General features: G+C 71.0%; 19 protein-coding genes and 1 other RNA gene. 17 read left to right on the top strand and 3 right to left on the bottom strand.

Translation table 11 applies throughout. The features are described 5' to 3' along the window. The first annotated feature begins 2 nt into the window (after nt 1-2). From cobN to cobJ, 5 genes are read left to right on the top strand one after another with little or no spacing between them, the layout of a single operon-like run. Nucleotides 3-3,638, top strand: coding sequence for a cobaltochelatase subunit CobN (gene cobN, locus MKK52_RS14475; RefSeq protein WP_243954899.1), 3,636 nt, complete (start codon nt 3-5; stop codon nt 3,636-3,638). Beyond that, on the top strand, nt 3,635-5,104 hold the full coding sequence (locus MKK52_RS14470) for a precorrin-3B synthase (RefSeq protein WP_243954897.1): 1,470 nt from the start codon (nt 3,635-3,637) through the stop codon (nt 5,102-5,104). The genes cobN and MKK52_RS14470 overlap by 4 nt, the downstream gene beginning before the upstream one ends. Beyond that, nucleotides 5,101-5,763: a precorrin-8X methylmutase gene (locus MKK52_RS14465; RefSeq protein WP_243954894.1), complete on the top strand. Its 663-nt coding sequence runs from the start codon at nt 5,101-5,103 to the stop codon at nt 5,761-5,763. The genes MKK52_RS14470 and MKK52_RS14465 overlap by 4 nt, the downstream gene beginning before the upstream one ends. Then, a complete protein-coding gene (locus MKK52_RS14460; protein ID WP_243954892.1) occupies nt 5,763-6,542 on the top strand; it encodes a precorrin-2 C(20)-methyltransferase in 780 nt (259 codons plus the stop codon). Before MKK52_RS14465 ends, MKK52_RS14460 begins: the two co-directional genes overlap by 1 nt. Then, nucleotides 6,539-7,300 (top strand): precorrin-3B C(17)-methyltransferase, encoded by a 762-nt coding sequence (gene cobJ / locus MKK52_RS14455; protein ID WP_243954890.1) that lies wholly within the window; start codon nt 6,539-6,541, stop codon nt 7,298-7,300. Before MKK52_RS14460 ends, cobJ begins: the two co-directional genes overlap by 4 nt. Here cobJ and MKK52_RS14450 read toward each other — a convergent pair. Further along, nucleotides 7,267-8,043: a cobalt-precorrin-6A reductase gene (locus MKK52_RS14450; RefSeq protein WP_243954888.1), complete on the bottom strand. Its 777-nt coding sequence runs from the start codon at nt 8,041-8,043 to the stop codon at nt 7,267-7,269. The genes cobJ and MKK52_RS14450 overlap by 34 nt on opposite strands. Between MKK52_RS14450 and cbiE the strand changes: the two genes are divergently transcribed. The 4 genes from cbiE to MKK52_RS14430 are packed head-to-tail and all read left to right on the top strand — an operon-like array spanning nt 8,042 to nt 11,767. Continuing rightward, the gene (gene cbiE / locus MKK52_RS14445) at nt 8,042-9,277 is read left to right on the top strand and encodes a precorrin-6y C5,15-methyltransferase (decarboxylating) subunit CbiE (protein WP_243954886.1); all 1,236 of its coding nucleotides are present in this window, start codon (nt 8,042-8,044) and stop codon (nt 9,275-9,277) included. The genes MKK52_RS14450 and cbiE overlap by 2 nt on opposite strands. Beyond that, nucleotides 9,253-9,675, top strand: a complete 423-nt coding sequence (locus tag MKK52_RS14440) for a cobalamin biosynthesis protein (protein WP_243954884.1) — start codon at nt 9,253-9,255, stop codon at nt 9,673-9,675. The genes cbiE and MKK52_RS14440 overlap by 25 nt, the downstream gene beginning before the upstream one ends. After that, nucleotides 9,672-10,451, top strand: coding sequence for a precorrin-4 C(11)-methyltransferase (gene cobM, locus MKK52_RS14435; protein WP_243954882.1), 780 nt, complete (start codon nt 9,672-9,674; stop codon nt 10,449-10,451). Before MKK52_RS14440 ends, cobM begins: the two co-directional genes overlap by 4 nt. Next, a complete protein-coding gene (locus MKK52_RS14430; protein ID WP_243954880.1) occupies nt 10,448-11,767 on the top strand; it encodes a cobyrinate a,c-diamide synthase in 1,320 nt (439 codons plus the stop codon). The genes cobM and MKK52_RS14430 overlap by 4 nt, the downstream gene beginning before the upstream one ends. Before the next feature lie 29 nt (nt 11,768-11,796). Here MKK52_RS14430 and MKK52_RS14425 read toward each other — a convergent pair whose 3' ends face one another. Beyond that, on the bottom strand, nt 11,797-12,210 hold the full coding sequence (locus MKK52_RS14425; protein WP_243955114.1) for a helix-turn-helix domain-containing protein: 414 nt from the start codon (nt 12,208-12,210) through the stop codon (nt 11,797-11,799). Nucleotides 12,211-12,580: 370 nt separating this feature from the next. Here MKK52_RS14425 and MKK52_RS14420 point away from each other — a divergent pair, with 370 nt between their 5' ends. The 6 genes from MKK52_RS14420 to MKK52_RS14395 all read left to right on the top strand — a co-directional run bounded on the left by MKK52_RS14420 (nt 12,581) and on the right by MKK52_RS14395 (nt 18,432). Further along, the gene (locus tag MKK52_RS14420; RefSeq protein ID WP_243954878.1) at nt 12,581-12,889 is read left to right on the top strand and encodes an antibiotic biosynthesis monooxygenase family protein; all 309 of its coding nucleotides are present in this window, start codon (nt 12,581-12,583) and stop codon (nt 12,887-12,889) included. 384 nt (nt 12,890-13,273) lie between these two features. Then, a complete protein-coding gene (locus MKK52_RS14415; protein WP_243954876.1) occupies nt 13,274-14,782 on the top strand; it encodes an undecaprenyl-phosphate glucose phosphotransferase in 1,509 nt (502 codons plus the stop codon). A 55-nt stretch (nt 14,783-14,837) separates the two neighbouring features. Beyond that, nucleotides 14,838-14,936: signal recognition particle sRNA small type (ffs, locus tag MKK52_RS14410), an RNA gene on the top strand. A gap of 36 nt (nt 14,937-14,972) precedes the next feature. Beyond that, entirely contained in the window at nt 14,973-16,838 is a 1,866-nt protein-coding gene (locus MKK52_RS14405; protein WP_243954874.1) for a DNA polymerase III subunit gamma/tau, read from the top strand. 45 nt (nt 16,839-16,883) lie between these two features. After that, complete coding sequence (locus MKK52_RS14400; protein WP_243954872.1) at nt 16,884-17,207, top strand: YbaB/EbfC family nucleoid-associated protein; 324 nt, start codon at nt 16,884-16,886, stop codon at nt 17,205-17,207. A 7-nt stretch (nt 17,208-17,214) separates the two neighbouring features. Beyond that, nucleotides 17,215-18,432, top strand: coding sequence for a glycosyltransferase family 61 protein (locus MKK52_RS14395; protein ID WP_243954870.1), 1,218 nt, complete (start codon nt 17,215-17,217; stop codon nt 18,430-18,432). Between the two features lie 34 nt (nt 18,433-18,466). Here the strand turns inward: MKK52_RS14395 and MKK52_RS14390 are convergent, their stop codons facing one another. After that, on the bottom strand, nt 18,467-20,086 hold the full coding sequence (locus MKK52_RS14390) for a phosphoenolpyruvate carboxykinase (protein ID WP_243954868.1): 1,620 nt from the start codon (nt 20,084-20,086) through the stop codon (nt 18,467-18,469). A 359-nt stretch (nt 20,087-20,445) separates the two neighbouring features. Between MKK52_RS14390 and recR the strand changes: the two genes are divergently transcribed. Together recR and def are read left to right on the top strand one after the other, a co-directional pair. Next, the gene (recR, locus tag MKK52_RS14385) at nt 20,446-21,051 is read left to right on the top strand and encodes a recombination mediator RecR (RefSeq protein WP_243954866.1); all 606 of its coding nucleotides are present in this window, start codon (nt 20,446-20,448) and stop codon (nt 21,049-21,051) included. Nucleotides 21,052-21,139: 88 nt separating this feature from the next. Further along, the gene (def, locus tag MKK52_RS14380) at nt 21,140-21,655 is read left to right on the top strand and encodes a peptide deformylase (protein WP_243954864.1); all 516 of its coding nucleotides are present in this window, start codon (nt 21,140-21,142) and stop codon (nt 21,653-21,655) included.

The raw sequence follows: 21,655 nt of genomic DNA, 5'->3' as shown, positions 1-21,655 counted from the left end.
CGATGCACCTCCTGCGCGTCGATACGGTCTCCCTCGACGAGGGTGAGGCGGCGATCGATCTCGGCCAGGAGCCGGGCGACCTCGTGATCCTGTCCTTCACGGACAGCGACCTCGCCGGCCTCGCGCGCGCGCATGCCTCCGCGCCGGATCTGCCGTCGCTGCGGCTCGCCAAGCTCGCCAAGCTGCGGCATCCGCTCTCCGTCGATCTTTACGTGGAGAAGGTCATCGCCCGCGCCCGCGCGGTGGTGATCCGCTGCCTGGGCGGGCTCGATTACTGGCGCTACGGCGTCGAACGCTGCGCCGACGCCGCGCGGGCACATGGCGTGGTGCTCGCCGTGCTCCCCGGCGACGACCGGCCCGACCCGCGCCTCGCCGCCTTCAGCACCGACGCCGCGCTGGCCGAGGACCTGGACGGCTACTTCCGCGCCGGCGGCCCCGAGAACCTGCGCCGCCTGTTCCGCCGCCTCGCGGCCCATCTCGACGGCGGCGGCCCGGTGGACCCGCCCCAGCCGCTGCCGAGGGGGTTCGCATGGTGCCCCGGCTGCGGGCCGGTGGCGGTAGACACGGCTCTTGCGGCAGGCCGGAGTGCCGTGCCGTTGCCCACCGTGATTGCGAGCGAAGCGAAGCAATCCAGGGAAGCACCCTATCCTGAAGCGGCCCGCCGCCCTGGATTGCTTCGCTTCGCTCGCAATGACGGCTTGAGTGGATTGGGCCGGGACGAGCCTCCGCTGGCCCTCCTCCTCGTCTACCGCTCGGCCGTTCTCGGCGGCGACACCGCGCCGTTCGAGGCCCTGGCGCTCGCCCTCCAAGAGCGCGGGATCGGCGTGCTGACGCTGGCGGTTTCGAGCCTCAAGGACCCGGAGGCCGTCGCCGCCGTCAAAACGGCCCTCGCCGCGCAACGACCGGACATCGTGATCGCGGCCACGGCCTTCTCGGCGCGGGACGATGCCGGCTTCGTCCTCGACCGGGCGGGATGCCCCGTGTTGCAGGCCTTCACGGTCGGCTCGCCCCGCGCGGCCTGGGAGGCCTCGTCGCGTGGGCTCGGCGCCTCCGACCTCGCCATGCAGATCGCCCTGCCGGAATTCGACGGGCGGCTCTCGGGCTTCCCCATCGCGTTCAAGGAAGAAGCCCCGGAGGCCGTGGGTTTCTCCGAGCGTCGCCTCGTGCCGCATGCGGAGGGCATCGCGGCCCTCGCGGAGCGGGCGCGCGGCTGGCTGCGCCTCGCCGCCCTGCCCCCGGCCGAACGGCGGGTGGCGGTGGTGATGTCCGATTATCCCGCACGGGGCGGACGGGCCGGGTTCGCGGTAGGGCTCGACACGCCGGAGAGCGCCCGCGCCCTCTTCGCCGACCTCGAGGAGGCGGGCTATCCCGCCGCGCCGCTGCCGGACGATGTGATGACGGGGCTCACCGAGGGGGAGGCGACCTTCGCGGTCCCCCTCGCCGATTACGCCGCGTGGCTAGCCACGCTGCCGGAAGGCGCCCGCACCGCTCTCTCCGAAAGCTGGGGCGACCCGGAGGCCGACCCGCTCTGCCGCGACGGGGCGTTCCGCTTCCGCTGCGTGCGGGGGCGTGCATCCCCTCTCCCCGTCCTGCGGGGAGAGGGCTTCGGCGACCCCGTCGTCGCCGAAGCGCGGCGGCAGCCGACGGTGAGGGGGGCGGCCGAGGGAGCCTCACCCGGGCAGCCCCCTCACCGCCGCTCCGGCTCCGCCTCCGCTTCCTTCGTGGACGACGAGGTCCATGAAGGCCTCTCCCCGCAGGACGGGGAGAGGGACAGCCCGTGGACCGCCTGCGCCTTGTTCCTCCAGCCCGACCGGGGCCGCGATGCCGACCGCAAGGCCGGCTACCACGACCCCGACCGGGTGCCGACGCACGCCTACCTCGCGTTCCATCTCGGCCTGCGTCGCCACTTCGACGTCCTGGTCCAACTCGGCACCCACGGCACCACCGAATGGCTGCCGGGCAAGGCCGTGGCGCTCTCGCCCCTGTGCTGGCCCTCCCTCTGCGTCGGGGCGCTGCCGGTGGTCTATCCCTTCGTCGTGGACGATCCCGGCGAGGCGGCTCCGGTGAAGCGGCGCCTCGGCGGCATCGCGCTCGGCCACCTGACCCCGACCGTCGCCCGAGCCGGCCTGCCGCCGGAGACGGCCCGCCTGCGCGAACTGGTGGAGGAATATTCCGCCGCCACGGTCCTCGACCCGCGCCGGGCCAAGCTGCTGGCCGCCGCCATCCTGGAGGAAGCCGAGGGCCATGGCCTCCTGGCCGGCGCCGGCATCCCGGAGGGCGCGCCGATGGAGGAGGCGCTGACCGCCCTCGATGCCCATCTCTGCGATCTCGGCGAAACCTCCTTCCGGGACGAGCTGCACATCTTCGGCCGCGCCCCGGACGACGCGCCGGAGCCCATCCGCTCCTGCGCGGCGGGCGAGCGCGCCGGCCTGCTCGCCGCTCTCGCCGGGCGCTTCGTGCCCCCCGGCCCGGCGGGTTCGCCCTCGCGCGGGCGGCTCGACGTGATGCCGACCGGGCGCAACCTCACCACCCTCGACCCGCGCGCCATCCCGAGCCGGGCGGCAACGCTGCTCGGCGAGAAGGCAGCGCAGGCGGTGGTGACGCGCTACCTGCAGGACGAAGGCGCCTATCCGGCGCGGATCGTCATGGACCTCTGGGCCTCGCCGACCCTGCGCACCGGGGGCGAGGACGTGGCGCACGCCCTGTCGCTGATGGGCGTGCGGCCGGTCTGGGACCATGCCAGCACCCGCGTCACCGGCTTCGAGGTGTTGCCGCTCGCCGTGCTCGACCGCCCCCGGATCGACGTGACGATGCGCGTTTCCGGCGCCTTCCGCGACACCTTCCCGGATACGCTCGCCCTTCTCGATCGGGCGGTGCGCGCCGTCGCCGCGCGCGACGAGGACGAGGAGGACAATCCCCTCGCCGCTGCCGCCCGCCGGGGCGAGGCCGGCGCGCGCGTCTATGGCGCCGCGCCGGGCCGCTACGGCGCGGGCGCCGCCGCCCTCGCCCTCGACGGCGATTGGCAGGAGCGCGACGCCATCGGCCGGGCCTACCTCGCCGCCAGTGGCTACGCCTATGGCGACCGCGAGGGGCCGGATGCGGGCTTCGGCCGGCGGGTGGCGCAGGCGGATGCCTATGCGCACGCCTTCGACGTGGCCGAGCGCGACCTGTTCGACGGGGACGCCGCCGTCGATGCGATGGGCGGGTTCGCTGCCGCCGCGACGCTCAGCGGCGCCAAGCCGGCCCTCTACAGCCTCGACGTGTCAGAGCCCGAGCGCCCGAAGGCCCGCACCGCGCGGGAGGATTCCGCCCGTCTGATCCGTGGCCGCCTCGCCGATCCCCGCTGGATCGCGGCGCAGCTTCGCCACGGCTATCGCGGCGCGCAGGAACTGGCGCAGGGGCTCGACGCGGTGTTCGTCCTGGCTGCCGGCAGCGATGCCGTGACAGACGCCGGGTTCGAGGCGCTGTATTCCGCCTGGATCGCCGATCCTGACGTGTTCGAGCGCCTGCGCGCCGCCAACCCCGCCGCCACGCGGGCGATCCTTGACCGCTTCGACGAGGCGCGCGACCGGGGCCTCTGGACGAGCCGCCGCAACGCGCTCCCCGCCGACGCGCTGCTCGGCGAGGTGGCCGGATGACCCGCGCCCTGCCCGATTCCGCCCGCCGTGGCTGGTGCCCCGGTCTCAGCCGGCCGATGCCAACCGGCGATGGGCTCCTCGCGCGCATCCACCCGCCGCTGGGCGTGCTGAGCTTGGCGCAAGCCCGTGCCGTGGCCGAGGGCGCGCGCCGCTTCGGCAACGGCCATCTCGACCTGACGGCGCGGGCGAACCTTCAGATCCGGGGCGTCACCGAGGCGACCACCGTGCCGCTCGCCGCCCTGCTCGAGAGTGTCGGCCTCGGGGATACCCGCCGGGATGGCGGCCCGCAGCGCCTGACCCTGACAAGCCCCCTCGCCGGGGACGGCATTTCCGCGCTGGCGAAGGCCATTGAGGAGGCCGGGCGCGGCGTGCCGGGCCTGCCGCCGAAGACGCTGGTCGCGGTCGGCATGGCGATGGCCGAAGCGGACCTGTCCGTCATGCCGCTGTCGGCGGATCGGGTCACCATCGTCGCGACGACTTCCGCATGGGAATGCGATGTGGCGGACGCTCCCTCCGCCATCGCCGCCCTGCTCACCGCCTTCGCCGCGACGGGCCAACGGCGGATGAGGGATGTGAATCTGGACGCTCTCCGTCATTGCGAGCGAAGCGAAGCAATCCAGGGCAGCGCGACGTCTCGGAGTCTGGGCGAAAAGCCGAGTTCTCCCCTCACTCCCCCTCATCCTGAGGTGCCGCGCAGCGGCCTCGAAGGAGGGCTCCAGACAGCTCCGCGATCGCTGGAGCCCTCCTTCGAGGCCTCCGCTGCGCTCCGGCACCTCAGGATGAGGTCGAGGGTACAAGAACCGCCGAACTCTCGGCCAGACACTCCGAACGTGGCGCCGCTGGATTGCTTCGCTCCGCTCGCAATGACGGTGGCGGTTCCGGCGCCAGGCCTCTCCACCCATCACGGCCGGCCCGTCGTCGCCCTCGACGCACCGTTCGGCCGCTGCACCGTCGACGCCTTCGAGCGGCTGATCGCCGTCGCGGAGGATATCGGCGCGTCGGAAATCCGCCTGTCGCCCTCGCGCGGCGTGGTGCTGCTCCCCTCCCAGCCCAAGCGGATCCGCCTCGCCGCCCTCGCCGCCGACTTCATCGTCGCGGCGGACGATCCGCGCCGCGCGGTGGCCGCCTGCACCGGGGCGCCGGCCTGCGCCTCCGGCTCGACGCCGACGCTCATCGACGCCGCCCGCCTTGCGGAGAGCTTTCGCCCCCTCGCGGCGCGGGGCCTCTCGGCGCATGTCTCGGGCTGCGCCAAGGGCTGCGCGAAACCCGGCCCAGCCGACCTGACCCTCGTCGGGCACGAGGGCGCGTACGCCATCATCGTCGGTGGAGCGCCCGGCGATTCACACCAACTGCAAGTCCCTATCGAGGCGGCTTTGGAGCGGTTAGGAAGGGCGGCAACTCTCGGGCTTGCCGCCGCCTTCGCGTCGGCTACCAACGACGGGGGGAGGAACCGGAGACCGGCATGAGCGCGAGCCCGACCGCCGTGCAGCACGACACGTCGCGTTACGAGTATGTCCGCGATGGCGGCGCGATCTACGCGAAGTCCTTCGCGATCATCCGCGCCGAGGCCGACCTCGCCCGCTGGTCGGGGGCGGCCGAGCGCTGTGTCGTGCGCATGATCCACGCCTGCGGCATGACCGACCTGCCCGCCGACGTCGAGATGTCAGACGGCTTCGCCGAGGCCGGCGCGCGGGCGCTCGCCAACGGCGCGCCGATCCTGTGCGACGTCCACATGGTGGCGGACGGCGTGACCCGCGCCCGGCTTCCCGCCGACAACCGGGTCGTCTGCACCCTGCGCGATCCGCGTGTGCCGGAGATGGCCCAGCGCCAGGGCACCACCCGCTCGGCGGCGGCGATGGAATTGTGGCGCGAGCATCTGCCCGGCAGCGTCGTCGCGGTCGGCAACGCGCCGACCTCCCTGTTCCGCCTGCTCGAATTGCTGGACGAGGGCGTCGCGCCGCCCGCCGCCGTGATCGGAATCCCGGTCGGGTTCGTGGGCGCGGCGGAGTCCAAGGAGGCGCTGGCGCGAGACGGGCGGGTGCCCTTCGTCGTCGTCCACGGGCGCCGGGGCGGCAGCGCCATGGCGGCGGCGGCCGTCAACGCGCTCGCCAGCGAGGTCGAGTGATGGACGGGCTGAGGCCCTTCGAGGGCGAGACGGACGAGGTGACACGCGCGGTCGAAACCGGCACGCTCTACGGCGTCGGCATGGGGCCGGGCGACCCGGACCTGCTCACCGTGAAGGCCCTGCGCATCCTGCAGCGGGCGCCGGTCCTGGTGCATTTCTGCAAGCAGGGGAAGCGCGGCAACGCGCGCGGCATCGCCGACGCGATCTTCAGCGATCCGTCCCGCGAGATGGCGCTGGCCTACCCCTACACGACCGAGCTTCACCCGGAGCACCCGGACTACGTCTCCGCCCTCGCGACCTTCTACGACGAGGCGTCGGACAAGCTCGCCGGCCATCTCGATGCCGGCCGCGACGTGGCGATCCTGTCGGAAGGCGATCCCTTCTTCTACGGCTCGTTCATGCACCTGTGGCGGCGCTTGAAGGACCGCTTCCCCGTGGATGTCATCCCCGGCGTCACCGGCATGTCCGGCTGCTGGACGCGAGCCGGCACGCCGATCACCTGGGGGGACGACGTGCTCACCGTCCTGCCTGCGACCCTGCCGCTGCCGGTGCTGACCGAGCGCCTCAAGGGCACGGACGCCGCCGTGGTGATGAAGCTTGGCCGGCACCTGCCGAAGGTCCGCGCGGCGCTGACCGAGGCGGGGCTTCTGTCGCGCGCGGTCTATGTCGAGCGCGGGACCATGGCCGGCGAGCGGGTGATCCCCCTCGAGGTGAAGGCCGACGATTCGGCGCCCTACTTTTCCATGGTCCTCGTGCCGGGCGAAGGCCGCCGGCCGTGAGCGGCAGCGTCACGGTGGTCGGGCTCGGTCCCGGCGACCCGTCGCTCCTGACGGAGTCCGCCCGCCGCGCCCTCGACGCAGCCACCGACCTGATCGGCTACTTTCCCTACGTCGCCCGCGTGCCGGAGCGTGACGGCCTCGTGCGCCATGCCAGCGACAACCGCGTCGAGGTCGACCGCGCCCGCCATGCCCTGAGCCTCGCCGCCGCCGGCCAGCACGTGGCGGTGGTGTCGGGGGGCGATCCCGGCGTCTTCGCCATGGCCTCGGCGGTGTTCGAGGCGGTGGAGCACGGCGAGCCCGGCTGGCGCGACCTCGCGATCACCGTCGAGCCCGGCATCACCGCCATGCTCGCCGCCGCCGCGCGCCTCGGGGCTCCGCTCGGCGGGGATTTCTGCGCGATGTCGCTCTCCGACAACCTCAAGCCCTGGCCGGTCGTGACCGCGCGGCTGGAGGCGGTGCTGCGGGCCGATTTCGTGATCGCGCTCTACAATCCGATCTCCTCCGCGCGCCCTTGGCAGCTCGGCGCCGCGCTGGAGCTGGCCGCCGGCATCCGCCCGCCGGAAACCCCGGTGATGTTCGCCCGCGCCATCAGCCGGCCGGATGAGGCGATCCGCGTCACCACGCTCGCCGAGGCGCCCTCCGCCCCCGCCGACATGGCGACGATGGTGATCCTCGGCGCTTCCGGCACGCGGCTGATCCCCCGCGAGGGCAAGGCGCCCTTCGTCTACACCCTGCGCAGCGTGCCGGGGGCGGCGTGATCGCGCAGCCAAGCCAGCGCTCCCGCCGCATCCGCCACGCTCGGGACGTACGGCTTGGCGGGCCGGCGCACCATCACCACCGGCAGGCCGAGGCGGCGGGCCGCGACGATCTTGCCGTGGGTCGCCGCGCCGCCGGCATTCTTGCTCACCACCACCTCGATGCCGGCCTCGCGCATCAGCGCCGCTTCGGCCTCGGCGTCGAATGGACCGCGCGCGGCGATGGTGGTGAGGCGCGGCACCGGCAGGGCATCGCCCACCGGCTCGATGCTGCGCACGACATACGCATGGTGAGGCGCCCCGGCGAAGGCGGACACCTCCTGCCGGCCGATGGTGAGGAACACCACGCGCGGCACCGGCCCGAGGGCTCCGGCCGCCGCCGCCATGTCATCGACCTCGATCCAGGCGTCACCCGCCTCCCGCTCCCAGGCCGGGCGGCGGATCGCGAGCAACGGCACCTGCGCGAGTTCGGCGGCACGGGCCGCGTTGGCGGAGATCCGCGCGGCGAAGGGATGCGTGGCGTCGATCAGCGCCGCGATTCCCTCCTCGCGGAGAAAGCGGGCCAGCCCCTCGGCCCCGCCGAACCCGCCGACCCGCATGGGGACGGGGCTCGCCATCGGCGCGCTGGTGCGGCCGGCAAGCGAGAGCACGGGCGCGAAGGCCGGATCGTCGGCGAGCGCCCGCGCGAGGGCGGTCGCCTCCGTGGTGCCGCCGAGGATCAGGAGTCGCGTCGGGGATTCGGGCATGGCCGCCTTGTCCCCGTCCGGTGAGCCCGTGTCGAGCCGCTGGCTGACGATCGTGGGGATCGGCGAGGACGGTCGACCCGGCCTCTCACCCGCCGCCGCCGCCGCCCTCGATGCGGCCGAGATCGTCTATGGCGGGCGCCGCCACCTCGACCTCGCCGCGCCGCTCACGGCCGAGACCCGGATCTGGCCAAGCCCCATCTCCGACGCCTATCCCGGCATCCTCGCCCGGCGCGGACGGCCGACCTGCCTCCTCGCGACGGGCGACCCGTTCCATTACGGCATCGGCGCCGAGATCGCCCGGCTGGTGCCGGCGGACGAGATCGCCGCCTTCCCGCAGCCCTCCGCCTTCAGCCTCGCCTGTGCCCGGCTTGGCTGGCCGCTGGCCGAGATCGGCCTCGTCACGCTGCATGGGCGGGCGTTGGAGCGGATCGTCCCGCATCTGCGGCCGGGGGCGCGGCTCCTCGTCCTCGCCTGGGACGGCGGCACCGCCTCGGCCCTGGCCGGGCTCCTGACCGCGCGCGGGTTCGGCACCAGCGTCGTGACGGTGCTCGAAGCGATGGGCGGCCCGCGCGAGCGCATCCGCCGCGCCCGCGCCGAGGGCTTCGACCTCGGTGACATCGCCGCCCTCAACACCCTGGCCATCGAGGTTTCGGGCGAGGCCGAGGGCCTGCCGCTCGCGCCGGGGCTCGATGACGAGCTGTTCGAGAACGATGGCCAGCTCACCAAGGCCGAAATCCGCGCGCTGACCCTCTCGGCCCTGAAGCCGCAGCCGGGGCAGCACCTGTGGGATATCGGCGGGGGGGCCGGCTCGGTCTCCATCGAATGGATGCTGCGGGGGCCGTCCCTGCGGGCCACCGCCATCGAGGCGCGGCCCGAGCGGGCCGAGCGGATCCGCCGCAACGCCCTCTCCCTCGGCGTGCCGGATCTCGCCGTCGTCCTCGGGCGGGCGCCGGCCGCCCTCGACGGGCTGGTGCTGCCGGATGCAATCTTCGTCGGCGGCGGCGTGTCGGAACCGGGGCTGATCGACCTTGCATCGGAGGCGCTGAAGCCGGGCGGGCGGTTCGTCGCCAACGCCGTGACCCTCGAAGGCGAGGCCGCCCTGCTCGCGGCCTATGCCGCGCGGGGCGGGAGCTTGCGCCGGGTCTCGGTGGCGCGCGCCGGCGCAGTTGGCGGGCTGCAAGGCTGGCGGACGGCGATGCCGGTGACGCAATGGGCCTGGACGAAGCCGCGATGATCGTCGCCGGCATCGGCTTCCGCCGGGGCGCCGAGGCTTCCGAGATCGTGGCGCTGATCCGGCGGGCGCTGGCAGAAGCGGGGCTCGCGCCTGGCCGCCTCGCCGCCATCGCCACCGCCGACGACCGGGCCGGCGACGCGGCGCTATGCGAGGCGGCGAGTGCCTTCGGCCTCTTGCCGCAGGGCATCGCCCCCGAAGCGCTCCTCGCCTGCGATGCCCGCGTGCCGACCCGCTCGGCGCGGATCGAGGCCCTGCGCGGCGTCGGCTCCCTCTGCGAGGCGGCGGCGCTCGCCTGCGCCGGGCCGGAATCGCGGCTCGCGCTCGACAGGATCGCCAGCGGCAGCGTCACCTGCGCACTGGCCTTCCGGCCGGAAACCCGCCAGAGGGCTGAAGGATGACGGTCCATTTCATCGGCGCCGGGCCCGGCGCGGCCGACCTCATCACCGTGCGCGGGCGTGATCGCATCGCCGCCTGCACGGTCTGCCTCTATGCGGGCTCCCTGGTCGCCCCGGAGATCCTGTCGTGGTGCCCGCCGGGCGCGCGGATCGTCGACACGGCGCCGCTCTCCCTCGACGCCATCATGGCGGAGATCGAGGCGGCGTATGCGGAAGGCCACGACGTGGCGCGCCTGCATTCGGGCGATCTCTCAATCTGGAGCGCCCTGGCGGAACAACTACGCCGGCTCGACCGGCTCGCCATCCCCTACACGATCACCCCCGGCGTGCCCGCCTTCGCAGCGGCGGCCTCGGTGCTCGGCCGGGAACTCACCGTGCCGGGCCTCGCCCAATCCGTGGTGCTCACCCGCACCTCGGGCCGCGCCAGCGCCATGCCGGAGCGTGAGCGGCTGGCCGCCTTCGCCGCGACGGGGGCGACGCTGGCGATTCATCTCTCGATCCACGTCATCGACGCGGTCGCCGCCGAATTGACGCCCTTCTACGGAGCCGATTGCCCGGCGGCCGTGGTGTTCCGCGCGACGTGGCCCGACGAATTGGTGGTCCGTGGAAAGCTTCGAACAATCCCACAACTTGTGCATGCAGCAAATCTTGAGCGGACCGCAATTATTTTCGTCGGGCCGGCTCTAGAGGCCGAGGACTTCCGCGAAAGCGCGCTTTACGCCGCCGATTACGACCGCCGGTTCCGGCCGAACGGGGCCGTGGGAGGCCGTTCGGCATGAGTGCGCCGGGCCTTCTGATCGCCGCACCGCGCTCCGGCTCGGGCAAAACCACCGTCACGCTGGCCCTGATGCGGGCCCTGCGCCGCCGGGGCATGCGGGTCCGGGGCGCCAAATGCGGGCCCGATTACATCGATCCGGTCTTCCACCGGGCCGCCACGGGGGAGCCGAGCTTCAATCTCGACAGCTTCGCCATGGCCCCCGCCCTGCTCGATACCCTCGCTGGCGCCTCGGCGGCCGAGGCCGACATCGTCCTCGCGGAGGGGTCGATGGGCCTGTTCGACGGCGTCCGTGCCGCCGAGAACCGCTCCGGCGCCAACGCCGACATCGCCGCGCGCTACGGCTGGCCGGTGATTCTGGTGATCGACGTCTCGGGCGCGGCCCAGTCCGCTGCCGCCGTGGCCCTGGGCTGCACGCTCTACGATCCGCGCCTGACCATCGCCGGGGTGATCCTGAACAAGGTTGCGAGCCCCCGCCATCGCCGTCTCGTGGAGGCGGGCATGGAAAGGGCGGGCCTGAGGGTCTTCGGCGCCCTGTCGCGGGAGGCCGGGCTGGTCCTGCCGGAGCGGCATCTCGGGCTCGTCCAGGCGGGGGAGACCGCCGACCTTGCCGCACGACTGGAGCATCTGGCCGGGTTGGCCGAGGCCGGGATCGATCTCGATGCCCTCGTGGCCGCCGCTAGCGGCGCGGCGCCGACAGGTGGCGCCCGCCCCCTCGTGCCGCCGCCGGGGCAGCGGATCGCCATCGCGCAGGACGAGGCGTTCAGCTTCGTCTACCCGCACATGGAGGCGGGCTGGCGGGAGGCCGGAGCGGTCCTGGTGCCGTTCTCGCCGCTGGCGGACGAAGCACCGCCCGAGGATTGCGATTGCTGTTGGCTGCCAGGGGGTTACCCGGAACTCCATGCCGGCCGCATCGCCGCCGCGTCACGCTTCGTGGAGGGCATGCGCGCCTTCGCGCGGACGCGCCCCGTCCATGGCGAATGCGGGGGCTACATGGTGCTGGGGGAGAGCCTGGAAGACGCGGACGGGGCGGTCCATCCGATGCTGGACCTTCTCCCCGTCGCCACGTCCTATCGTCGGCGGAAGCTGCATCTCGGCTACCGCGTGGCGCGGCTCGCCGGAGACTGCGCCCTGGGCCGGTCGGGGACCGGCCTCGTCGGGCACGAGTTCCATTATGCCAGCGTCACGTCGGACCCGCCGGACGAGCGCATCGCCCTCGCCCGCATCGCCGACGCCGAGGGCGTCGACATGGGCTTCACGGGTCACCGCCTCGGGCCTGTCAGTGGAAGCTTCTTCCACCTGATCGCGGCCGGAGACTGATCCAGTTGCCGCCCCGCAGGGCGGCCACCTCACTGCTGGGCGCCGGCCTCGGCACCGGTGGCGCGCAGATGCGCCAAGCGGGCGGCGCTGCGGACCAGCGCCAGAACGTCACGGCGCATCTGGTCGTCCACGATCTGCGTGTAGGCGCGCAGCAATTCCACCGAACCCGGGGCGTTGAGGAAGCTGAACACGTCCTCCTGCGGCCCGTCCGACGAGGTGTTGTCGTCGAAGAAGGCCGAGACCGGCACTTCAAGGAGCCGGGCGATCTCACGCAGGCGCCCGGCGCCGACGCGGTTCTGGCCCTTTTCGTACTTCTGCACCTGCTGGAAGGTCACGCCGACGGCGGTGCCCAGCGCGGTCTGGCTCAGGCCGCGGGCTTTCCGCAGGGCGGTGATTCTCAGGCCGACGAGCCGGTCGACGTCCGTGGTCTGCTTCGGCATCAGCGGCGGCATCGCGTCCTTCCCCAGGGGGCGACTGCCTTTCAAATGCAGATCCGTCAATTTATTCTCACTTCTGTCCACTTTCCCCACCCCGTCGTTGGTGCGTCACCGGAAAGCATCCCCTTATGCTCCGGAGCGGTGCATCGTGGCACCGACGCAATCACTAGGACCCCAAATCTTTGAATTCTGCAAGTCGCACAATGCACGTTGTGGTTTCACGAAGAGAGATGAGCGTTTCCGAGCCAAGTCTTGGATTGAAGTCACGAGTTGTATCGTTTTATACACCGCAACTTCAGGGAAATTGATCTCGGAACGACGTCCGCCGTCTCCAAGTTTTGCGCTAGCTCCCAGTCTGAACGAAGGGAATTATCTTATGTTTCTCGCTATGAACCGCTTCAAGGTCGTCAAGGATGCCGTCGACGAATTCGAAGCCGTCTGGCGCAATCGCGACAGTCATCTAGGAGAGATGGAAGGTTTCGTTAACTTCCATCTGCTCAGGGGCCCCGAATTGCCCGATCATATTTTGTATGCATCCCACACGGTGTGGCGGTCTCGTGCGGATTTCGAGGCCTGGACCCGGTCCGAACAGTTCAGAAAGGTACATAGTCGCGCACCTTCGACGCGACCTTTGTATCTCGACCACCCGAATTTCGAGGGATTCGAGTCGGTTCAAGAGCTCTAATCTGTAACCTCACCTGCATTAGACGCAGGGCACGGGACTTCGCCGGGCCGGCGATCTCGCCGGCCCACCCCCCTCAACGATTCAGCCGAATCGAAGCCGACAGCGAAATAAGTATTCCGCGGAGTTGCCGTACGGTTACGGTGCGGTTATCCCCCGCACATGCTTTCAAGCATCGACCAGAGTGAAGTCCTGTCGCGAAAGAGTTCATCGCGCGCGGGAGTCTGAACCCGGCAAGGGGCGGTGAACGTCCTCGAACCGGGCCGGAAAAGGGTGTGTCATGGCGGCAGGCTCGGCGCTTGCTCACACCCCCGGTGGGTGCCGTGACCGAAACCACGTTCGTTTCAAAACGGCACAGAGACCGACCGGTACGGGACAGGCAGACCGATGCTTCAAGAGCGGGTCCCACAATCGTACGAGCCCATCACGCTGGGCACGGCGACGCGACGCCGACGCGTCTGGGCGGCGCTCCTGCCGCAGCGCGGCCGTGGCGTCATGCGGGTGATGCTCTCCGTCGCGGCCGCCATGGCGGACCTCGCGGCCATCGCGGGCGTGACACTGGCGAGTGAACTGTCCTACCGGATCGCTTTCTCCGACGACGACGCGTGGCCGACCGAGACCCGGGGCCTGCAACTCACGGCGCTCCTCAGTCTCGTGATCGTGACCACGAACGCCCTGCGCGGCGAATACGCCCTCGACCGGCTCGTCGAAGGGCGCGCCGGCCTGCGTCGGGTCGTCTCCCTGTGGTTCGTCGCCTGGGCGGTGGTGCTGGTGATCGGCTTCCTCACCAAGACGACCACCGACTATTCGCGTCTCGTATCCATCGTCGTATTCTTCGTCGGCCTGCCGACCCTCTTCGCAAGCCGGCTGGCGATGAGCCGCCTCATCGGCCGCAGCCTCAACCCGGCCTCGCCCACGGTGAGCCGCGTCCACCTCGTCGGCTACGAGGAAGACATCCACGCCTTCTACGCCAGCAACCACACCGGCGGGCCGGGCCTGCGCGTGGTCGGCACCAGCTACCTGCGCCGCACCGATCCGCAGGCCGACACCGCCACGCGCTACGAGCAGCTTCAGGAAGACCTCGACCTCGCCGTCTCGGTGGTGCGCTTCCTGCGGCCGGATGACGTGTTCGTCCTCGTGCCCTGGGCCGACGCCGCCGAGGTGGAGCGCTGCATCGACGCCTTCCTGCGCGTGCCCGCCGCGCTGCATCTGCGCCCCGGCACCGTGCTCGACCGCTTCCCCGACATGCAGGTCGCCCGCGTCGGCAAGGTCTCCGGCATCAATATCGGCCGCCGCCCGCTCAACCTCGGCGAGATCGTGCTGAAGCGCTGCTTCGACGTCGTTGTCGCCTCGCTCGCCCTGTTCGCGTTGTTCCCGCTGCTGGCGGTGATCGCGGCGGCGATCAAGCTCGATAGCCCCGGCCCGGTCTTCTTCCGACAGCGCCGCTACGGCTTCAATCAGCAGCCCTTCGACGTGTTCAAGTTCCGCTCGATGAAGGCGGAGCGCAACGCGGCCTTCGTCCAGGCCACCCGCAACGACAGCCGCATCACCCGGATCGGCGCGCTGCTGCGGCGGACGAACCTCGACGAGCTGCCCCAGCTCTTGAACGTCATTCTGGGCGATATGTCCCTCGTCGGCCCGCGCCCGCACGCCCTGGCGCACGACCGCAGCTTCGAGCGGCGCATCGCCCTCTATGCCCGCCGCCACAACGTGAAACCGGGCATCACCGGGTGGGCGCAGGTCAACGGCTTCCGGGGCGAGACGCAGACCGACCAGGACATGGCGGGCCGCGTGGAGCACGACCTGTTCTACATCGATCACTGGTCGATCTGGCTCGACATCCAGATCATGATCCTCACGGTGCTGTCGCGCCGCGCCTACCGGAACGCGTTCTGAGGACAGGCGGCGTGGCCCGGCTTGCGTTCGCGCGGCGAGCCGGCCATATAGCCGGCGGGGGGTTGGCGGGGGACGTTTCACTCGCCAACCGGGTCAGGTCCGGAAGGAAGCAGCCCTAACGAGACCGAGCGGGTCTCTGTCCAGCCTCCCACCCCTGATCCAGGGCGCGAAGCTCCTCACCCGATACGTCATGGACGCACCGACCGGCACGCCTGACGACGAGCCGGGGCTTCCCGGGCTCAAAGCCCCGACTTTGCAGCCGGCGCCCTACCGCGTCCTGGCGCGCAAGTACCGCCCCACGCATTTCGGCGACCTGATCGGCCAGGAGGCCATGGTCCGCACGCTGGGCAACGCCTTTGCGGCCCAGCGCATTCCCCAGGCCTGGATGCTGACCGGCGTGCGCGGCGTGGGCAAGACCACCACCGCCCGCATCCTGGCCCGCGGCCTCAACTATGCCCGCGCGGGCGTGCCGGACACCGGCCCCACCGTGGACATGCCGGAACTCGGCGTTCACTGCCAGGCGATCATGGAATCCCGGCACATGGACGTGCTGGAGATGGACGCCGCCTCCCATACCGGCATCGACGACGTCCGCGCCATCATCGACGGCATCCGCTACGGGCCCGTCTCGGCCCGCTACAAGGTCTACATCGTGGACGAGGTCCACATGCTCTCGGAGAAGGCGTTTAACGCCTTCCTGAAGACTTTGGAGGAGCCGCCGCCCCACGCGAAGTTCGTGTTCGCCACCACCGAGATCCGCAAGGTCCCGGTGACGATCCTCTCGCGCTGCCAGCGCTTCGACCTGCGCCGGGTCGAGGCGCCGGTGCTGCGCACCCACCTCGCCCGCATCTGCGAGGCCGAGAAGGTCGGCGTCGAGGATGAGGCCCTCGCGGCCATCGTCCGCGCGGCGGAGGGCTCGGTGCGCGATTCGCTCTCGCTCCTCGATCAGGCCATCGCCCACGGGGCCGGCACGGTCTCGGCGCAGGGCGTGCGCGACATGCTCGGCCTCGCCGACCGCGCGCGGATCGTGGACCTGTTCGAGGCGGTGATGCGCGGCGCCGTGCCCGCCGCCTTCGCCGAACTGCGCGCGCAATACGACTCCGGCGCCGACCCGGCGGTGGTGATGTCGGACCTCGCGGCCTTCACCCACCTCGTCACCCGCCTCAAGATCGTCCCTGACGCCGCCGCCGACCCGACCCTCAGCGAGACCGAGCGCCTGCGCGGAGCGGAGTTCGCCGGCAAGCTCTCCATGCGGGCGCTGTCGCGGGCGTGGCAGATCCTGCTCAAGGCGATTCCGGAGGTCCAATCCGCCCCCCGGCCCCTGGCCGCCGCCGAGATGGCCCTCGTCCGCCTCGCCTACGCCGCCGACCTGCCGACCCCGGACGAAGCCCTGCGCCGCCTGCGCGAGGAGGCCGCCTCGGGGGGCGAGGGCGAGCCGCGCCAAGCGCTTCCGCCGACGCCGCCCGCGCCCGTCGCCCTCGCCGCCCCGCGCCCGGTCCTCGAACGGATCGTGCCGCCGCCGGCCCAGGCGGTGAACGCCCCGCCCGTGGCCGCGCCCATGGCTGCCCGCCGCCCGGCGCCGACGCCCGCGCCCGCTGCGGAGGCCGGTCCGAGGCTCGCGCGGTTCGAGGACGTGGTCGCCCTGGCCGATGCGCGGCGGGACATTCTGATGAAGGCCGCGCTTGAGCGCGACGTGCACCTCGTGCGCTTCGAGGAAGGCCGGATCGAACTGCGCCTCGCGGCCGGCGGGCGGCCGAGCCTTGCGAACGACCTTTCCACGTCGCTGACGGCCTGGACGGGCCGCCGCTGGGTTGTCAGCCTGTCGCAGGAAGACGGCGCGCCGACGCTCGCCGAGAACAGCCGCATGGCGAGCGAGACGCGGCGGGAGAACGCCGCCGCCGACCCGTTCGTGCGGGAGGCCCTGACGCGGTTTCCGGGGGCCGAGATCGTCGACGTGCGGGAGACGGCGACGGACGCACGCGCCACGGCCGAGGAGGAAATCCTTGGAGACGTCGATGCGGCCCGCGTCGAGGAAACGGAGAGCGACGACCTCTAGGGGCGTCGGCTCGATTATAGCGATTGCGAGAGTAAGGAATCCGGCATGCGCGACCTGATGGGCATCATGAAGCAGGCTCAGGCCATGCAGGAGAAGATGGCCGGGATGCAGGCCGAACTCGACACCGTCGAGGTCGAAGGCGCGTCCGGCGGCGGCTCCGTCCGCGTGACGATGACGGCCAAGGGCCAGTTGCGCCGGGTGAGCATCGACCCCGCCCTGATGGTGGCCGACGAGCGCGAGATCCTGGAAGACCTGATCGTCGCCGCCTCGAACGATGCGCGTGGCAAGGCCGAGCATGTCATGCAGGAGCGCATGGCCGACCTCACCAAGGGCCTGCCCCTGCCGCCCGGCATGAAGCTGCCCTTCTAGGCGTCCCATGCCATCCGACGCCCTCGTCTTCTCCTGCCCGGAGACGGTGGCGCAGGCCGAGCCCGCCTTCGCGGGCGACACGGCGCTCTATGCCGCCATGCGCGGGCGGGTCAGTGCGCGCACCCGTGCGGTGGCGACGCTGTTCCCGCCCTATTCCTATCGCCGCCCCGCCCCGAAGCAGCTCGCCGGCCCCGATCCGGCCGGGGTCGCGGAGGTGGCGCGCTGGTATAGCGAATTGGACGAGACCTATCGGGCCTTCCCGGCGACGATCCTGTGCGAGACCACGGACGTCCGCCTCGGCGGCAACGTCCTGCATTATCGCGAGGGCGGCGCCCTGCGGGTGCTCTTCGAGACGCACCGCCTCAGCGATCTCAAGATGATCGAGGCGATCGGCCTCGATGACGACAGGGTCGACGAGCAGTTCGGCCCCGAGGGCGTGTATTTCTATCTCGGCTCAGTCGGCTCGTTCAATTACGGCCACTGGCTCGTGGACGACCTGCCCCGGCTCGAAGGTTTCTTCGTGCTGCGTCGGCGGCATCCGGGCCGGATCATCACGATCCTGCTGCCGGGCTACGATCCGCAGATCGATGAGGTGCGGCGGCGGATGATCGCCCTCACCCTCGGGCGCGACGACAGATGGCGGGCCGTCTTCTACGACCGGACGCGCGTGTACGCCTTTCCGCACCTGTATTTCGCCAGCCCCTGCAGCCAAGAGCCCTACGGCAAGTCGCCTGAAGCCGTCGCCGCCGTGCGGTCTCGTCTCTTGAAGCGCACGCGCGTGGCCCGCGCCGAGGCGGCGTTTCGCCGGATCGGAGCGGAGAACGACGGGCGGCGCCTATTCGTGGACCGCTCCGGGGCCAGGGGGCGTACCCTCGTCAATCGGGCGGAGGTCGTCGCAGCGATGGAGCAGCGCGGCTTCGAGGTGATCGACCCGGAAAAACACAGCCCGCGTCAGCAGATCGTCCGCTTCGCAAGGGCGCGGGTCGTGGTCGGGCTCGCGGGCGCGGCGATGACCAACACGATCTTCAGCCCGCCGGGCGCGAAGATCCTGACCATCGCCCCCGATAGCCGCTGGAGCGATCCGTTCTTCTGGGATCTCGCCGCCGTCTGCGGCCAGCCCTACGCCGCTTTGTTCGGCCAGTGGAGCGAGCGGGAGGAGGTCGCCGCCCGGCGCGACTTCTCGGTGGCGGTGCCGGCCCTCGAAGCCGCGCTGGACGCGCTGTAGGGCGGCGGCACCCCGTGGGGCACCGCCTGTCGGATCAGGCCGCGATGGCCTGGGCGCTCGGGCCGGCGGCGCGGACATCCGCGTCGACGTGGTTCTCGAAGCGCTTGAAGTTGTCCTCGAACATCTTCACGAGGCGGGCCGCCGTCTCGACGAAGGCGCTCTTGTTGCCCCAGGTCTTCACCGGCTGGAGGATGTGCGGCTCGACGCCCGGCACGAAGACCGGCACCGCGAAGCCGAAATACGGGTCGCGGCGGAACTCGGCGTTCGAGAGCGAGCCGTCGAGGGCGGCGGCCAGCAGGCGGCGGGTGACGCGGATCGGCATGCGGCGGCCGGTGCCGACGCCGCCGCCGGTCCAGCCGGTGTTGACGAGCCAGCAATCGACGCTGTGCTTGGCGATCAGGTCGCGCAGCAGGTTGCCGTAGGTGCTCGGGTGGCGCGGCATGAACGGCGCGCCGAAGCAGGTCGAGAACGTCGCCTCCGGGCCGGTCAGGCCGCGCTCAGTGCCGGCCACCTTGGCGGTGTAGCCCGAGAGGAAGTGGTACATCGCCTCGGCGCCGGTCAGCTTGGCGATCGGCGGCATCACGCCGAACGCATCGCAGGTGAGCATCACGATGTTCTTCGGATGCCCGGCCCGGCCGGTGCTGCTGGCGTTGGCGATGAAGTCGAGCGGGTAGGCGCAGCGGGTGTTCTCGGTGCGCGAGGCGTCGTCGAAGTCCGGCACGCGGGTCAGCGGGTCGATGACGACGTTCTCCATCACCGTGCCGAAGCGCTCGGTGGTGGCGTAGATCTCGGGCTCGGCGTTGCGCGACAGGCGGATCGTCTTGGCGTAGCAGCCGCCCTCGAAGTTGAAGATCCCCTCGTTCGACCAGCCGTGCTCGTCGTCACCGAGCAATTGGCGGGAGGAATCGTTCGACAGGGTGGTCTTGCCGGTGCCGGACAGGCCGAAGAAGATCGCCGAACCGCCCTCGGCGTCGAGCGCCGCGTTCGCCGAGCAGTGCATCGGCATCACGCCCTGTTTAGGCAGCGTGTAGTTCAGGTAGGTGAAGACCGACTTCTTCATCTCGCCGGCGTAGGCCGAGCCGCCGATCAGCACGAGCTTCTTGGCGAAGTCGATGGCGATGACCGTCTTGGAGCGGCAGCCGTGCCGGGCCGGGTCGGCCTGGAAGCTCGGCAGGTCGATGATCGTCAGGTCGGGGGTGTAGCCGGCGATCTCGGAATGGTCCGGCCGGATCAGCAGGTTGCGGATGAACAGCGAGTGCCACGCGAACTCGGTGAACACCCGGGCCTTCACCCGGTGGGCCGGATCGGCGCCGCCGTAGAGGTCCTGGGCGAACAGTTCCTTGCCCTCGGCGTGCTTCAGGAAATCCTGGCGCAGGGTCTCGAACTGCTCCGGCGTGATGGCGCCGTTGTTGTCCCACCAGATCTCGTTCTCGGTGGAGGCGTCCCGCACCACGAACTTGTCCTTGGGCGAGCGGCCCGTATGCGAGCCGGTCGTGGCGACGAAGGCGCCGCCGCGGGCGAGCTGGCCCTCCTTGCGGGTCAGCGCCTCCTCGTAGAGGCGGGGGGCCTCGAAGTTCCAGTGAACCGCCTTCAGTTCCCGGAAGCCGGCAGCCTCAGCGCCGTGGGCCGCGTTGAAATCACCGATGTTGTTCAAATGCGAATCTCCCGGGCACCTGCGCGCGGCGCACCCTGACAAGCGGACGGCAGGGCCGTCACACGGCTCTTCCGTTGCGTAAACAGCGAAGCGTCGCCGTCAATATGACCTTCGTAGGGGCCTCGCAACGTCGCCTGAGCCCAATTATATCAATGCGGCTCAAACGTCATGGCGATCAGCATAGCAACCCGCCAGTAACCTGAACGGAGGGAACCCCTCCAACACCATTACAAAATCCACGAAGTCTATCGTGCGAGGCTGGATATTGCCGCGTCCGCTTCTTGGCGCCGCACCCGCTTCCCCTTCGGCCGGCAGCGTTCTAGACGGAGACACGAGCCGCCGAAGACACACGAGACCCGATGCCTCAAGCCGTCGCCGGCCCGGAGATCGAACGCCTGATCCAGTTGCTGGGCCGGATGCCGGGGTTGGGCCCGCGCTCCGCCCGCCGGGCCGCGCTCCAACTCATCAAGAAGCGGGACACGCTCCTCGCGCCGCTGGCCGAGGCGATGCGGGTCGCCTCCGAGCGGATCGTCGTCTGCTCGAACTGCGGCAACGTCGATACGAGCGAGCCCTGCACCGTCTGCCGCGACCCCGGCCGGGACCCGACGACCCTCGTGGTGGTGGAGGATGTGTCGGACCTTTGGGCGCTCGAACGCTCCGGGGCGGTGAAGGCGCGCTACCACGTGCTCGGCGGGGTGCTCTCCGCCCTCGACGGGGTGCGGCCGGAGCACCTGAACATCGCGCGCCTCGTGGAGCGGGCGGCCGACCCGGCGGTGACGGAGGTGATCCTGGCGCTGAACGCCACCGTGGATGGGCAGACGACCGCCCATTACATCACGGAGGCGATCCGGCATCTCGACCGAAGGATCACCCGCCTCGCGCATGGCGTGCCGGTGGGCGGCGAACTCGACTATCTCGACGAGGGCACCCTCTCGGCCGCCATCCGCAGTCGGACTCTGTTCTAGACCCAGCGGTATTTGACCACCTTCGGGTGCCGCCATATTGCCACAACTGATTAGGGCGCCCTCCTCCGGCGCCGCGCCGGTAGACGCCATGACCATACACCCCCTCGTCATCCTGCCCGATCCGCGCCTGAAGCTCGTCTCCGAGCCGGTCGGTCCGATCACCGACGAGATCCGCACCCTCGTCGCCGACATGCTGGAGACCATGTACGACGCGCCGGGCGTCGGGCTGGCCGCGATCCAGATCGGCGTGGCCAAGCGCGTCGTCACCATCGACACCTCGAAGGAAGAGGGCGTGCGCGAGCCGCGCGTCTTCATCGATCCCGAGATCGTCTGGGCGTCAGAGGAGAAGCGCGTCTACGACGAGGGCTGCCTCTCGATTCCGGAATATTATTCCGAGGTGGAGCGCCCGGACCGCGTGCGGGTGAAGTTCCGCGACCTCGACGGCAAGGAGCAGGAGATCCCGGCCGATGGCCTGCTCGCCACCTGCATCCAACACGAGATCGACCACCTCAACGGCGTGCTGTTCATCGACCACCTGTCGAAGCTGAAGCGCGACCGGGTGATGAAGAAGTTCACGAAGGCCGCCAAGCGCGACGCGGCCTGA

The organism is Methylobacterium sp. J-067 (assembly GCF_022829465.1).
In the GTDB taxonomy this organism is placed as follows: Bacteria; Pseudomonadota; Alphaproteobacteria; order Rhizobiales; family Beijerinckiaceae; genus Methylobacterium; species Methylobacterium litchii.
Note: the sequence above shows the minus strand (reverse complement) of the source record. Positions and strands in the feature narration are given on the sequence as shown.